At 72.8% G+C, this 14,273-nt stretch carries 13 protein-coding genes and 1 riboswitch; of the genes, 9 read left to right on the top strand and 4 right to left on the bottom strand.

Going from position 1 to position 14,273, the window contains the following annotated elements; genetic code table 11:
- Positions 1-8 precede the first annotated feature (8 nt).
- Entirely contained in the window at positions 9-1,700 is a 1,692-nt protein-coding gene (locus tag JMF97_RS01250; RefSeq protein WP_203219837.1) for a ribonuclease J, read from the top strand.
- Positions 1,701-1,770: 70 nt separating this feature from the next.
- Positions 1,771-2,952, top strand: coding sequence for a S1 family peptidase (locus tag JMF97_RS01245; protein ID WP_203219836.1), 1,182 nt, complete (start codon positions 1,771-1,773; stop codon positions 2,950-2,952).
- A gap of 141 nt (positions 2,953-3,093) precedes the next feature.
- Here JMF97_RS01245 and JMF97_RS01240 read toward each other — a convergent pair whose 3' ends face one another.
- Both JMF97_RS01240 and JMF97_RS01235 read right to left on the bottom strand, forming a co-directional pair.
- Complete coding sequence (locus JMF97_RS01240) at positions 3,094-4,812, bottom strand: type III secretion system chaperone family protein (protein ID WP_238358487.1); 1,719 nt, start codon at positions 4,810-4,812, stop codon at positions 3,094-3,096.
- Between the two features lie 35 nt (positions 4,813-4,847).
- Complete coding sequence (locus JMF97_RS01235) at positions 4,848-5,327, bottom strand: type III secretion system chaperone family protein (protein WP_203219834.1); 480 nt, start codon at positions 5,325-5,327, stop codon at positions 4,848-4,850.
- 113 nt (positions 5,328-5,440) lie between these two features.
- Here JMF97_RS01235 and JMF97_RS01230 point away from each other — a divergent pair, with 113 nt between their 5' ends.
- Positions 5,441-7,885, top strand: coding sequence for a DNA translocase FtsK (locus tag JMF97_RS01230; protein WP_203219833.1), 2,445 nt, complete (start codon positions 5,441-5,443; stop codon positions 7,883-7,885).
- A 108-nt stretch (positions 7,886-7,993) separates the two neighbouring features.
- Here JMF97_RS01230 and JMF97_RS01225 read toward each other — a convergent pair whose 3' ends face one another.
- Both JMF97_RS01225 and JMF97_RS01220 read right to left on the bottom strand, forming a co-directional pair.
- A complete protein-coding gene (locus JMF97_RS01225) occupies positions 7,994-8,221 on the bottom strand; it encodes a hypothetical protein (protein ID WP_013732200.1) in 228 nt (75 codons plus the stop codon).
- Between the two features lie 82 nt (positions 8,222-8,303).
- A complete protein-coding gene (locus JMF97_RS01220) occupies positions 8,304-8,618 on the bottom strand; it encodes a DMT family transporter (protein WP_013732201.1) in 315 nt (104 codons plus the stop codon).
- 57 nt (positions 8,619-8,675) lie between these two features.
- A riboswitch (guanidine-III (ykkC-III) riboswitch) is annotated at positions 8,676-8,741 on the bottom strand.
- Positions 8,742-8,835: 94 nt separating this feature from the next.
- On the opposite strand from JMF97_RS01220, the gene JMF97_RS01215 reads away from it, so the two are divergent.
- The 6 genes from JMF97_RS01215 to JMF97_RS01190 all read left to right on the top strand — a co-directional run bounded on the left by JMF97_RS01215 (position 8,836) and on the right by JMF97_RS01190 (position 14,273).
- Entirely contained in the window at positions 8,836-9,765 is a 930-nt protein-coding gene (locus tag JMF97_RS01215) for an ornithine cyclodeaminase family protein (protein ID WP_203219832.1), read from the top strand.
- A 113-nt stretch (positions 9,766-9,878) separates the two neighbouring features.
- Positions 9,879-11,357 carry a 30S ribosomal protein S12 methylthiotransferase RimO gene (gene rimO / locus JMF97_RS01210; protein ID WP_203219831.1) on the top strand — a complete coding sequence of 493 codons (1,479 nt, stop codon included), beginning with the start codon at positions 9,879-9,881 and terminating at the stop codon, positions 11,355-11,357.
- A 53-nt stretch (positions 11,358-11,410) separates the two neighbouring features.
- Positions 11,411-12,004, top strand: coding sequence for a CDP-diacylglycerol--glycerol-3-phosphate 3-phosphatidyltransferase (pgsA, locus tag JMF97_RS01205; RefSeq protein ID WP_203219830.1), 594 nt, complete (start codon positions 11,411-11,413; stop codon positions 12,002-12,004).
- 103 nt (positions 12,005-12,107) lie between these two features.
- Positions 12,108-12,635 carry a CinA family protein gene (locus JMF97_RS01200; protein WP_203220275.1) on the top strand — a complete coding sequence of 176 codons (528 nt, stop codon included), beginning with the start codon at positions 12,108-12,110 and terminating at the stop codon, positions 12,633-12,635.
- A gap of 125 nt (positions 12,636-12,760) precedes the next feature.
- Positions 12,761-13,213 (top strand): helix-turn-helix domain-containing protein, encoded by a 453-nt coding sequence (locus tag JMF97_RS01195; protein WP_203219829.1) that lies wholly within the window; start codon positions 12,761-12,763, stop codon positions 13,211-13,213.
- 196 nt (positions 13,214-13,409) lie between these two features.
- Positions 13,410-14,273, top strand: coding sequence for a PspA/IM30 family protein (locus JMF97_RS01190; protein ID WP_203219828.1), 864 nt, complete (start codon positions 13,410-13,412; stop codon positions 14,271-14,273).

Raw genomic sequence — 14,273 nt, 5'->3', positions numbered from 1 at the left:
GTGAGCGCGTGACCGAGGCGCACAACGAGGAGGCTCAACTTCCCCCGCCGCTGCCGGAGGGCGGATTGCGGATCATCCCGCTCGGTGGGCTCGGCGCCATCGGTCGGAACATGACCGTCTTCGAGTTCGACGGGAAGTTGCTGGTCGTCGACTGTGGGGTGCTCTTCCCCGATGTGGAGCAGCCCGGCGTCGACCTGATCCTGCCCGACTTCGGGCCCATCCTCGACCGGCTCGACGACATCCAGGCGATCGTGCTGACCCATGGCCACGAGGACCACATCGGTGCCGTGCCGTACCTGCTCGCGCACAAGGCCGACATTCCCCTGGTCGGCTCGCAGTTCACCCTGGCGCTGGTCGAGGCGAAGCTGGCCGAGCGGCGGATCCAGCCGTACACGTTGACGGTGCGTGAGGGCGGCCGGGAGCGGCTCGGCCCGTTCGAGTGTGAGTTCTTCGCCGTCAACCACTCGATCCCGGACGCGCTGGCGGTGGCCATCCGGACGCCGGCCGGGCTGGTGCTGCACACCGGCGACTTCAAGATGGACCAGCTTCCGCTGGACGGGCGGATCACCGACCTGGCCGGGTTCGCGCGGCTCGGCGCCGAGGGTGTGGACCTGCTGCTGTCGGACTCCACCAACGCGGAGATCCCCGGCTTCGTCACGCCGGAACGGGAGATCGGCCCGGTCCTCGACTCGATCTTCGCCAAGGCCCGCGGCCGGATCATCGTCGCCTCGTTCGCCTCCCACGTGCATCGGGTGCAGCAGGTCTTCGACTCGGCGCTGGAGCACGGCCGCAAGGTCGCCCTGATCGGCCGGTCGATGGTGCGCAACATGGGCATCGCCCGCGACCTCGGCCTGCTGAACATCCCAGCCGGCCTGGTCGTCGGCCTGGACGAGGCGACCTCGATGCCGCCGGAGCAGATCGTGCTGATGTCCACCGGCTCGCAGGGCGAGCCGATGAGCGCCCTGGGCCGGATGGCCAGCGGCGATCACCGGCACATCACCATCGCCCCCGGCGACACCGTGGTGCTGGCCTCCTCGCTGGTGCCCGGCAACGAGACCTCGGTCTACCGGGTGATCAACCGCCTGGCCCGCGCCGGTGCCGTGGTGGTGCACAAGGACGTGGCCAAGGTGCACGTCTCCGGCCACGCCCCGGCCGGCGAACTGCTCTACCTGCTCAACGTCGTACGCCCGAGCAACCTGATGCCGGTGCACGGCGAGTGGCGGCACCTGCGGGCGCACGCGCGACTGGGCATCGAGTCCGGCGTCGCGCCGGACCGGGTGGTGCTCTGCGAGGACGGCGACGTGGTCGACCTGGTCGAGGGCCGAGCCAGCCTGGTCGGGCGGGTCAAGAGTCGGTACGTCTACGTCGACGGACTCGCCGTCGGTGACGTCAGCGAGTCGCTGCTCACCGAGCGGCGCATCCTCGGTGACGGTGGGTTCATCGCCGCCACCGTGGTGGTCGACTCGGTCACCGGCAAGGTGGTCGCCGGTCCCACCGTCTCCGCCAAGGGCTTCTCGGAGGACGCTGCGGCGTTCAACGCGGTGATCCCGCTGGTGACCGAGGCGCTGAACCGGGCCGCCGCGGAGGGGATCACCGATCCACACCAGCTTCAGCAGATCGTCCGTCGGACCGTGGGCCGCTGGGTCAACGACGCCTACCGGCGCCGGCCGATGATCGTGCCCACCGTCGTCGAAGTCTGAACCGTCCGGCGGTTCTGCCCGTACTCCGACCCGGCAGGCGTGCCCGCGCCCGCCGGGAGGAGCGTGGCGGATGGACTGCAGAAGATTGACAGCCATCGGTGTCGTGGTGGCCGCGGTGGGCGCGGCGGCGGCGGTGACGCTGCCGTCGTTCGCCGGTGACAACGGCGCGCCGCGGGTGCCGGCCGGTCAGGCGGTGGAGGGTGCCGACCCGCAGGTGGTCGAGGCGCTGCGCCGGGATCTGGGCCTCGACGAGACCCAGGTCGCGGCCCGGCTGAAGACCGAACGCTGGGCCAGCGGCGTGGTCGACCAACTCCGGACGGAGCTGGGGGCGGACTACGGCGGCAGCTGGCTCAGCGCCGACGGCAGTCAGTTGAACGTGGCGGTCGCCGACCCGGCCGAGGCGGCGCGGGTCCGCGCCACCGGGGCGGTGCCGAAGGTGGTCGAGCGTGGGGTCGGGCAGCTCGATGCGCTCAAGACCAGAATGGACCGCAGCGCCGCCCGCGCCCAGCAGGTCTCCGGCTGGTACGTCGACGTGGCCTCGAACAGCCTCGTGGTGCTCGCCCAGCCGGGCGCCGAGGCGGCCGGCTGGCGGTTCGTGGCCCGCGCCGGGGTGCCGCGCCAAGCGGTCCGGATGGCCACCGAGGAGCAACCGCGCCTCTTCGCCGATGTACGTGGCGGTGAGCCGTTCTTCGTCGGCGCGGGACGCTGCTCGGTCGGCTTCGCGGTGGTCGGCGGCTACGTCACCGCCGGGCACTGCGGCCGGGTCGGTGCCCGCACCTCCGGTGCCGACGGGGAGTTGCAGGGCGTCTTCCGGGCTTCCTCGTTCCCCGGCGACGACTGGGCCTTCGTGCAGGTCAACAGCAACACCCGGGTGCTGCCGGAGGTGACCGACTTCCGGGGCGGCATCGCCCGGGTCGCCGGCTCGCGGGAGGTGCCCGCCGGTTCGTCGATCTGCCGGTCCGGCTCCACCACCGGGGTCCGCTGCGGCACCGTGCAGGCCCGCAACGCCACCGTGCGCTACCCGGAAGGGCTGGTCAGCGGGCTGGTCCGGACCAACGTGTGCGCCGAACCCGGCGACTCCGGCGGCTCGTGGATCTCGGGCAACCAGGCCCAGGGCGTCACCTCCGGTGGCTCGGGTGACTGCGTCCGTGGCGGCACCACGTTCTACCAGCCGATCAACGAGATCCTGCAACGCAACAACCTGACCCTGCTCACCACGCAGAACTTCCGCGCCCTGAGCGGCCAGCGCTGATCTGCCGGGCCCGGCCGGCACGCCAGCCGGCCGGGCCCGCTCGCGGCTCGGGCCAGTGAGCGGCCCCGCCAGGCGCGTTCGTCGCGGCGGAAGCAGGCACGCGCCCGCGACGACAGGACCGCGTCCGAGCGCCGGCTGGGGTCAGGGCAGGGCGGCGACCGCCTCGGCGTACGCGACGCCGGTCCGTACCGCCGCGTCGACCAGGACTGTCACCTGGGCCGGGGCCACCCCGTACGCCAGGTCCGTGGCCACCTCACCGGCCAACACCAGCTCACCGTCACCGGGATCGTGCACGTACGCCTTGGGTAGCAGCCGGTCCCGGTTCCACGCGTTGCAGAAGGCGTACGCCTCGGCGCGGCGGGCCGTCGGCAGTCGACGGTCGGCGACCACCCGCGCGTGCAGCACGTCGCCGCGTTCCCCGGCCCGCCGGAACTGGATCACCGCGTCGCCCCAGCGCCCGAGCACGGTGCCGGCGCTGTCGAGGGCGTACCGGTCGCCCCGCCGATCCAGCACGGTGGTGATCATCGCCACGGAGAGCGCCGCCAACTCCTCCTCGGCGATGCTCCGGCGCTCGCCCGTCGCCCCGCCGCGCCCCCCGCCGTCCGACCAGGGCGCGCCCGCCGGCTCGTCGTCGTCCGCCAGTTCGCCGCCGTCCACCGGCCTGCCGTCCAGCGATACGTCATCGGCCGGTTCGTCGTCGAGGGCTTCGTCGTCGGCCGGCTCGTCGGCGGGGAGGGGCACCGGCGGGGCCGACGGTCGGTCGGCCAGCCAGGCGGCCATCCGGCCGGACTGGTGTCCGGTGCCGTTGCGGGCGTCGAAGCTGCCGGCCAACTCGGTGGCCACCGCGAGCAGTTCCGCACCGAGGGCCGCCACCGTGACCGTCGCGGCGGGCCGCCCGTGGTACGCCGGCCGGCGTACCGTCCGATCGCCGCGCTGCTCGACGGCCAGGGTGCAGACCAGCGCGCCCGCCGTGGCGAACTCCATCACGGCCAGGTCGTCGTGCGGCTGGTCGAGCCGGGGCAGCTGCTCGACGAGGATCTCCAGCCCACGGTCGAGGTGGCCGCCGAGCGCGCAGAACCGCAGATGGGTGGCGAGGTGGTCGAACCCGTCCGGGGCGACGCGGTGTCGACGGTACGACCGCACGTGCGCCTGCGCCGCCCGCTGCGCCGCGCCCGCCCGCAACCACGGCAGCAGCGCAGCCGCCAACGCGGCCTCCGGCTGGGCGGTGCACCCGACCGTACCGTCGAGCAGGGGTTCGACGGCGGCCAGCGCCTCGGCCCAGTCACCCCAGCCGGCGAGCAGTTCGGCCTGGCGTACCGGCAGGCAGTCGGGGCAGCCGGCGGCCGGGTCCGGGCCGGCGCTCCGCCACCGTTGCAGCCAGTGTCGGGCGGTGGGCTCGTCCCCGACGTGGTCGGCGATGCGGCAGCGCAGTTGGGCGACGAGGGCCTCGCCCTCGTGGCACGTCGGGTCGTCCAGCCCGTCCAGTACGGTCCGGGCCTGGTCGAGGCCGATGCGGGAGGTGCCGAGCAGGGCCTCCACGGCGTACCGCTGGTAGCGGCGCAGCGTCTCGTCGTCCGGGCCGACGGGGCGCGTGCCGTCGCCGGGGCGCTGCGGCCGGCGGGCCGTGTCGAGGCAGCGCCGGACGGGCTCGAAGAGCCGCCACCGTTGGCCGCCACGCAGGTGGGCCTCGACCAGTTCGGCCCAGGCGTCCATCGCGGACCCGGCATCGCCGGTGGCCTCGGCGCGGGCGGCGACCCGTTCCAGCTCGGCGATGCGCGCCTCGCCGTCGGGCATGTCACGCGCGTCGGCCAGCAGGTCGGCGGGGCCCCGGTCGGCCCGTCCGTCGCCCGGCGTCGCCATCCGTGGCCGGCTGCGGCGGCCGGTGGCCCACCCGCTCACCGGGGTGCCGTCCCGAGGATCTGCCCCACCTCGGTGGCCAGCCCGCAGCCGGTGACGATGCCCCGGTCGAGCAGGCGGTCCAGCTGGTGCGGTGTCACTCCCCGTTCCAGGTCGGTGATGACCTCGCCGCAGATCCGGGCCTGCCCGGCGTCGTCGACGTGCACGAACGCCTTCGGCCAGAACCGGTCCCGGTTCCAGCCGTTGCAGAACTCGTGCAGCCTCGGTACGAGTTCCACCGGGAAGGTGTGCGTGGCGACCGTACGGACCTGGAGCAGTTCTCCGAGGTCGCCGGCGCGCAGGAACCAGATGTGCGCCTCGGCCCATCGTCCGACCAGGTTGCCGCCGGCGTCGGTGGTGACCGCGTGACCCCGGTTGGCGAGCACCGCGGCGATCAGGTCGTGGGTCAACGGTCGTAGCGTGTCCGGATGCCCGGCCAGCGGGCCGTCCAGACCGTCGTCGTACTCCGGCGACGCCATCGGGCATCCCTTCGCCAGGCAAATATCACGGCAGCTGGCGGGGACCGCGTTGCGACACGCGGAGCCGACCAGGAAGACCGGCGTATCGCGGGACCCGCCGTTACGGTGATGCTATGGCGGGCCGTACCTCTCAGGCGAGCCGGCGACGCGGCGCGTCGCCGCGTGCTGGCGCGAACAGTCGTGCCCGTCAACCGGCGAAGAAGGCCGCCCCGGCGCGGCGTCGCACCACGTCGCGGGGCCCCGGTCCGGCCGCCTACGTCGGTCGTGCGGTCGGGGCACTGTGGATGGGCCTGGCCCACGGCGTCGGCTGGGCGGTACGCGCCGTCGGCCGGCAGGCCGCCTCGGCCCGTGACCTGGACCCGGAGCACCGCCGGGACGGCGCCGGGCTGCTGATGATCGGCCTCGCCCTGCTCAGCGCGGCAGCCCTGTGGTTCTCCGCCGCCGGGCCGGTCGGCGCCCGCCTGGCCGACACGGTCCGGCTCTTCCTCGGCGCCATCTCCGTGGTGGTGCCGGTGCTGCTCGGCATCGGTGCCTGGCGGCTGATGCGCCAGCCCGGCGACCCCGAGCACCGCGGCCGGGGCTGGATCGGCTGGGGTTCCATGCTGATCGCCACCGCCGCGATGCTGCACATCGGTCAGCAGCCGGGCGACCCGGGTGAGCGGGACTTCGCCGGTGGCCTGGTCGGCGCGGGTGTGGGCAGCGTGCTGGAACGGGCGGTCACCGCCTGGGTCGCGGTGCCCCTGCTGATCCTGCTGCTGGTGTTCGGCCTGCTCGTGGTCACCGCGACGCCGATCAACAAGATCCCTGAACGGCTCGGCCTGCTCGCCGGCAGCGTGATCGGCCAGACCGAACAGGACACCGACGAGCCGGCCGCCACGCCGGCCCGGCGACGCCCCGCGAAGCGGACCCCGCCGCCGCTCGACCCGGACGACTTCGACGACCCGGGCGATGTGGATCTCCAGGAGACCATCGTCCTGCCGCGCAAGCCGCCGTCGCGGGTGCCGGCCAGCCGTAAGCCGGCCGAGCCGCCGGAGCACTCGCCGGCACCCACCCGGGCCGAACAGCTCGCGCTGACCGGCCTGGCCGGCGACTACACCCTGCCACCGGCGAACATGCTCGGCAGCGGGGCCGCGCCGAAGACCCGCAGCAAGGCCAACGACGAGGTGATCGCCGCGCTCACCGGCGTCTTCGAACAGTTCGACGTGGACGCCGCGGTGACCGGCTTCACCCGGGGCCCGACGGTCACCCGCTACGAGGTCGAGCTGGGCCACGGCGTCAAGGTCGAGCGGATCACCCAGCTCTCCCGCAACATCGCGTACGCGGTGAAGTCGCCGGACGTCCGCATCCTCAGCCCGATCCCGGGCAAGAGCGCCGTCGGCGTGGAGATCCCGAACACCGACCCGGAGAATGTGGCCCTCGGCGACGTGCTGCGCTCCCGTGCCGCCACCAGCGATCACCATCCGATGGTGGTCGCCCTCGGCAAGGACATCGAGGGCGGCTACGTGGTGGCCAACCTGGCGAAGATGCCGCACATCCTGATCGCGGGCGCCACCGGCGCTGGCAAGTCGAGCTGCCTCAACTCGTTGCTCGTGTCCATCCTGACCCGGGCCACGCCGGACGAGGTGCGGCTGCTGCTGATCGACCCGAAGCGGGTCGAGATGACCGGCTACGAGGGCATTCCGCACCTGGTCACGCCGATCGTGACGAACGCGAAGAAGGCTGCCGACTCGCTGGAGTGGGTGGTCCGCGAGATGGACATGCGCTACGACGACCTGGCGGCCAACGGCGTCCGGCACATCGACGACTTCAACCGCAAGGTGCGCAACGGTGAGATCAAGGCGCCGCCGGGCAGCGAGCGGGAGATCCGGCCGTACCCGTACCTGCTGGTGATCGTGGACGAGTTGGCCGATCTGATGATGGTCGCCCCCCGCGACGTGGAGGACTCCGTCGTCCGGATCACCCAGCTGGCCCGGGCCGCCGGCATCCACCTGGTGCTGGCCACCCAGCGGCCGAGCGTGGACGTGGTGACCGGCCTGATCAAGGCCAACGTGCCGTCCCGGCTGGCGTTTGCCACCTCGTCGCTGGCCGACTCCCGGGTCATCCTCGACCAGCCGGGCGCGGAGAAGCTGCTGGGCCGCGGCGACGGGCTGTTCCTGCCGATGGGCGCCTCCAAGCCGATCCGCATCCAGGGCGCCTGGGTCACCGAGCGCGAGATCAACGATGTGGTCAAGTTCTGCAAGGACCAGCGCGAACCGGAGTTCCGTCCGGACGTGCTTGCTCCCGCGCAGGACAGCAAGAAGAAGATCGACGAGGACATCGGCGACGACCTGGACCTGCTGGTGCAGGCGGTCGAGTTGGTGGTCACCTCGCAGTTCGGCTCGACCTCGATGCTCCAGCGCAAGCTGCGGGTCGGCTTCGCCAAGGCGGGCCGGCTGATGGACCTGATGGAGACCCGGGGGGTGGTCGGCCCCTCGGAGGGCTCCAAGGCCCGCGACGTGCTGGTCAAACCGGACGAGTTGGAAGAGGTCCTGGCGGGCCTGCGCGGCGACGAGGACTGACCGCTGGCAGCGGCCGACCGGCGGCGAGGGCCGCCGGCAGCGGCCGACCTTGCCGTAGACATGCCACGGGCCCGCCGCGTGCTGCGGCGGGCCCGTCGTGCTGGTGGCTCAGAGCGCGCTGAGGATCAACATGCTGAGCAGCATGGCGACCACGTTGGCGCCGGCGGCGTACCAGCCGAGTGGCTTGTCGCCGAGCACCGCGCCGACGACACCGAGGACCAGACCGATGACTCCGAAGAGGATCGGATTGAGCAGCAACGCGAGAACCGCGCACACGAAGCCCACGATGGTGCAGATGCGGGCGGCGCTGGTCGAACGAACGGTGCTGGTGGCCATGTCTGCCTCCGGATGGTGAGTCTGCGTCTGCCGTCCGGTCTCTACCCACTGGTGCGGTTCGTCACGCCCCCGGTGCCGAGGCTCAGTGGTAGATCTTCAGGCCGACCACTCCGGCGACCACCAGCAGCAGGCAGAGGATCCGGGGCAGGCTTGTCGACTCGCCCAGCGCGAGCATCCCCACCAGGGCGGTACCGGTCGCGCCGATGCCGACCCAGACCGCGTACCCGGTGCCGACGGGGATCTCCCGCAGCGCGTACGCCAGGCCGCCCATGCTCAGCACCAGCGTGACCGCGAAGATCGCGGAGGGGAGGGGACGGGTGAAGCCGGCGCTGCGGTCCAGGGCGATCGCCCACGCCGTTTCCAGCAGTCCGGAGAGCACCAGCACGATCCAGGCCATCGGGGTCACCTTTCGCGGTCGCCCGGGCCATCCGGCACGGGACGAGTCGGGTCCTTGCACGGGGCGTCTTGGCCTGACCGGGTACGCCCACGACTCGTCCGGGGGACCCTCGCGGGCCACCGGGACCGACCGTAGCACCGGGGGCGAAGCCGTGGCTCGGGTGAGGCCGATCACCTCGGGTGGACCTCAACCTTGCTTGACATTGCACGATGGGGGAATGACCCTGCTCATCTCCGATCCGGAGGTCGCTGCCGCGCTCGACGCATCGACCACTGTGGACGCCATGCGCCGGGCTCTGCTGGCCGCGTACGACGGGCGGCTGGTGGCCCCGCCCCGGGCCGCCGCGCCGCTGGGCGGGGGCCGGATGGTGCTCACCGCCGGGCACCTGACCGGACAGTGGTACGGCTACCGGTCGTACGACACCTTCGGTCACCCGGAGGCCGAGCAGGTGGTGGTGCTGCACGACGGGCAGACCGGCGCGGTGCGGGCGGTGGCGGTGGGGGAGGAGTTGGGGTCCCGGCGTACCGGCGGGTTGGGTGGGGTCGCGGTCGACGCACTGGCCCGCCCGGACGCCGGCACCCTCGGGGTGATCGGCGCCGGCGGTCAGGCGTGGACCCAGGTCTGGGCGGCCGCCGCGGTACGCCCGCTGCGTGAGGTCACCGTGTTCAGTCGTTCGGCGGCCCGGCGGACCACGTTCGCCGACCGGGTCCGTGCCGAACTGGGTGTCCCGGCCCGTGCCGTGGACACCGCCCGCGCGGCGGTGTGCGACCGCGACGTGGTGGTGCTCGCCACCACCAGCCCGACCCCGGTGCTGGACGCCGCGGACCTGGCCCCGGGCACGCACGTCAACGCGGTCGGCTTCAAACAGCGCGACCGGGCCGAATTCGGCACCGATCTCCTCGATGCCGCCGCCGTGCTGGTCACCGACTCACCGGCGCAGGCCGGGGCGTACGTGCCACCGATGCTGGCCGCCGAGGCGCCGTACGCCTCGCGGTTGTGTGATCTGGGGGCGGTGCTGGCCGGCGCCGTGCCCGGCCGCACCGACGCGGACCAGGTCTCGGTCTTCTGCTCGGTCGGCCTGGCCGGCACCGAAGTGTTCCTGCTCGACCAGCTGGTCCGGGCCCTCGCCCCGGCCGTCGGGACCTGATCCGCCCCGTCCAACCCGTTGGACGCCCCGCCCCACCTGGTGGACAGCGTGCCCAACCCGTTGGACGCCGCGCCCGCCCCGCCGGGCTTGGCGCGGCGGCCCGGTACCCTCGGATGGTGTCTGCCACCTCTTCTGACGGTCGCCGTGTCGCCCTGCTGACCCTGGGCTGTGCCCGTAACGAGGTCGACTCGGAGGAGTTGGCCGCCCGCCTGCACGCCGACGGCTGGCAGGTGACCACCGACGGCGAGGGCGCCGACGTGGTGGTGGTCAACACCTGCGGCTTCGTGGAGAAGGCCAAGCAGGACTCCATCCAGACGCTGCTGGCCGCCGCCGACACCGGCGCGAAGGTGGTCGCCGCGGGCTGCATGGCCGAGCGGTACGGCCGGGAGTTGGCCGACAGCCTGCCCGAGGCCCAGGCGGTGCTCAGCTTCGACGACTACCCGCAGATCGCGGCCCGGCTGGACGCGGTGGTCGAGGGCCGTGAGTTCACCGCGCACACCCCCCGCGACCGGCGTGAGCTGCTGCCGTTGACCCCGGTCGCCCGGCGGGACAGCGCGGTGTCGTTGCCCGGGCACGGTCGAGGGGCCGATGTCGACGAGCACACCCCCGCGCATCTGCGCCCGGTGCTGCGTCGCCGGCTCGACAGCGGTCCGGTGGCCTCGCTCAAGCTGGCCAGCGGCTGCGACCGTCGCTGCGCGTTCTGCGCCATTCCGGCCTTCCGTGGCGCCTTCGTCTCCCGTACCCCGGACGAGTTGCTCGCCGAGGCGGAGTGGCTGGCCAAGAGCGGTGTCCGCGAACTGGTGCTGGTCAGTGAGAACTCCACCTCGTACGGCAAGGATCTGGGTGATCCGCGCGCCCTGGAGAAGCTGCTGCCGCAGCTCGCCGCGATCGACGGCATCGTCCGGGTCCGGGCCAGCTACCTCCAGCCGGCCGAGACCCGTCCCGGCCTGATCGAGGCGATCGCCACCACGCCGGGGGTCGCGCCCTACTTCGACCTGTCGTTCCAGCACTCCAGCGAGCCCGTGCTGCGTCGGATGCGACGTTTCGGCTCCACCGACCGGTTCCTGGAGCTGCTGGCCTCGGCGCGGGAGTTGGACCCCCAGGCGGGGGCCCGGAGCAACTTCATCGTCGGGTTCCCGGGCGAGACCCGGGCCGACGTCGCCGAACTGGTCCGCTTCCTGACCGAGGCCCGGCTGGACGCGATCGGCATGTTCGACTACAGCGACGAGGACGGCACCGAGGCCGCCGGGCTGCCCGGCAAGGTCTCCGCCACCACCATCAAGCGCCGGTACGACAAGCTCAGCGCGCTCGCCGACGAGCTGTGCTCGCAGCGCGCCGAGGACCGGCTCGGCACGACCGTCGAGGTGCTTGTCGACTCGATCGACGGCGACATCGTCGAGGGACGGGCCGCGCACCAGGCGCCGGAGGTGGACGGTTCGACCACCCTCGTCGCGCCCGACGGCGGTGGCGTCGACCTGGCCGCGCTTCGCCCGGGTGACCTGGTCCGGGCCACCGTGACCGGTACCGAGGGTGTGGACCTGCTGGCGGTGCCGGATGAGATGATCTCGGCGGCGCCCGGCGCGACACGGTGACGGCGGGGCGAGACGAGAGGGAACGACAGCATGGGGTGCCCGAGCGTGGGCCGATGACCGGCGCGACCGAGTCGACACCGGCTCCGGTGGCGGCCCGGGTGCCGGTGGTGAACGCCGCCAACGCGCTGACCGCCCTGCGACTGCTGCTCGTACCGGTCTTCGCCGCCTCGGTGATCGTCTCGGGCATGACCCACGCCGGGTGGCAGATCATCGCCTGCCTGATCTTCGCTGTCGCCTCGGCGACGGATCTGGTCGACGGCTGGATCGCCCGCCGGTTCGGGCTGATCACCGCAGTCGGCAAGGTGGCCGATCCGATCGCCGACAAGGCGCTCACCGGTGCCGCCCTGCTGCTGCTGTCCTGGTACGACCGGCTGCCCTGGTGGGTGACCGGGCTCATCCTCGCTCGCGAACTCGGCATCACCGCCCTGCGGTTCTGGGTGATCCGGCGGGGGGTGATCGCCGCCAGCCGTGGCGGCAAGGTCAAGACCGCCCTGCAGATCCTGGCCATCGTCTGGTACCTGTGGCCGATGCCGGACGGGCTGGCCGTGGTCGGTCCCTGGATCATGGGTGCGGCGGTCGTGGTGACGGTCGTCACCGGGTTCGACTACATCGCCCAGGCCCTGCGGCTGCGTCGCGCCCGCGGCTGAGCCGGTGCCGCTTCTGCCAGCTGAAATCCCGCGTGGTGGCGAGTAGGAACCGGTCCGGTCGGGAAGGATGCCAGTCGTGGGTGTGAGAGAAGCCGAAGGATCGATGGGCCGTGCGGCGGCCGGCGTGGTGCACCGCCTCACCGAGCGGCGGGAGACCTTGGCCACCGTCGAGTCGCTGACCGGGGGACTGCTGGCCGCCACGATCGTGGAGATCGCCGGGGCGAGCGCCGTCTACCGGGGCGGGCTGGTGGTGTACGCGACCGAGCTGAAGGAGTGGCTGGCGGGCGTACCGGCGCAACTGCTGGCGGAGCGTGGCCCGGTCGACGCCGACGTGGCGGCGGCGCTCGCCGAGGGTGGGCGGCAGCGCTGCGGGGCCGACTGGGGCCTGGCCACCACCGGCGTGGCCGGTCCGGAGCCGCAGGACGGCAAGCCGGTCGGGCTGGTCTTCGTCGCGGTCGCCGGCCCCGATGGCACACAGGTACGCGAGTTGCACCTCGACGGCGGGCGGGACCAGATCCGGGGCGCCTCGGTGACCGAGGCGTTGCGGCTGCTCACCGAGCATGCGCAGCTTTCCGAAGGCGTCACGGCGGCGGCCGGGGGCGGTGGTCGCGGCGGTTACGCAGCGGAGTAGCCGGGCGGGGTGGGATGTCGTGGCGGCCCATAGCGGGTACGGTTGCGGGAAGGCTCCGTCGATCGGAGCCGGTGCCGCCGCCCGGCCGCACGGTCAGGCGTACTCTGTCCCCCAGGGGAGGTGCGATGGTCCTGCTACGCCGGGTGATCGGTGACGCTCTACGGGCGCGCCGGCAGGGGCAGCACCGCACGCTGCGCGAGGTCTCGTCCGCGGCCAACGTCAGCCTGGGTTACCTGTCCGAGATCGAACGCGGCCAGAAGGAACCCTCAAGCGAACTGCTCGCCGCGATCTGCGATGCGCTGGGCGCCCGTCTCTCCGAGTTGCTGCGGGAGGTGAGCGACACCGTGGCGCTCGCCGAGCAGCTGCCCGGTGTGCTCGTGCCCATGCAGGACGAGCCGGCCGAGTCGACCCCGGTCACCGCGACGGTGGGCGCGCCGACGAACCGCTCCGTACGCCAGGTCAGCGCGGACGGTGTCGCGGTCTCGGTGCGTCAGGAGTCCCCGCTCAAGGCGACCCTGCGCAGCACCCGGGTCCGGCCCGCCGACCGCACCGACCGGGACGTGGTCTGCGCCGCCTGAGCGCGCGAAGGGCTCAGTGGCGGATGGTCGCGGTGGCGACCGCCGCGTAGGGTTGATCGCGTACGTCCCCTCGTCGCCGGTACGGATGTCGTGCTGGTGCTCGGCTGGGACGATGGACCCACCATCGCCGGTGGCCGAGCTGGGCCACCCGACATGGGGGCTGGCGCAGCGACGTTACTGAGGGGATACCGCGGAGATGGCGAACCCGTTCGTCAAGGGTTGGAAGTACCTGATGGCGCTCTTCGGCGCCCGTATCGACGAGCACGCCGATCCCAAGGTGCAGCTCCAACAGGCCATCGACGAGGCGCACCGGCAACACCAGGCGCTGGTCCAGCAGGCCGCCGCGGTGATCGGCAACCAGCGTCAGCTGGAGATGAAGCTGTCCCGGCAGATGTCCGACGTCGAGCGGCTGCAGGCAAACGCCCGACAGGCGCTGGTCCTCGCCGACCAGGCCCGGGCCAAGGGTGACGAGGCCGAGGCCGGGCGCTACGAGCAGTCCGCGCAGACCCTCGCCACCCAGCTGGTCTCCGCCGAGCAGGCCGCGGAGGACCTGAAGACGCTGCACGACCAGGCGCTCGCCGCCGCCGGGCAGGCCCGCCGGGCGGTGGAGAACAATTCCATGATCCTCCAGCAGAAGCTGGCCGAGCGCGCCAAGCTGCTCAGCCAGCTTGAGCAGGCCAAGATGCAGGAGAGCGTGGCCGCCTCGCTGGAGTCGATGTCGGCGCTCACCGCGCCCGGCACGACGCCCAGCCTGGACGAGGTCCGCGACCGCATCGAGCGGCGCTACGCCAACGCCATGGGCCGCGCCGAGCTGGCCAGCAACTCGGCCGAGGGTCGGATGTTGGAGATCCAGAAGGCCACCCTGGACACCGCCGGCACCGCCCGGCTGGACCAGATCCGGGCGAGCATGGCCGGTGAGCAGCTCGGTGCGGGCACCGGGCAGGGCGCGGTCGGTGCCCCGCAGCCGGCGACCGCCGACCCGGCCGTCGCCCGACTGGACGAGATCAGGGCGACCATGAATCGGGACCGGGGCACCGGGGACACCAGCGCCGCCGGTTGA

The sequence above is a fragment of the Micromonospora fiedleri genome (assembly GCF_016774385.1).
Lineage (GTDB): Bacteria > Actinomycetota > Actinomycetes > Mycobacteriales > Micromonosporaceae > Micromonospora > Micromonospora gifhornensis.
Note: the sequence above shows the minus strand (reverse complement) of the source record. Positions and strands in the feature narration are given on the sequence as shown.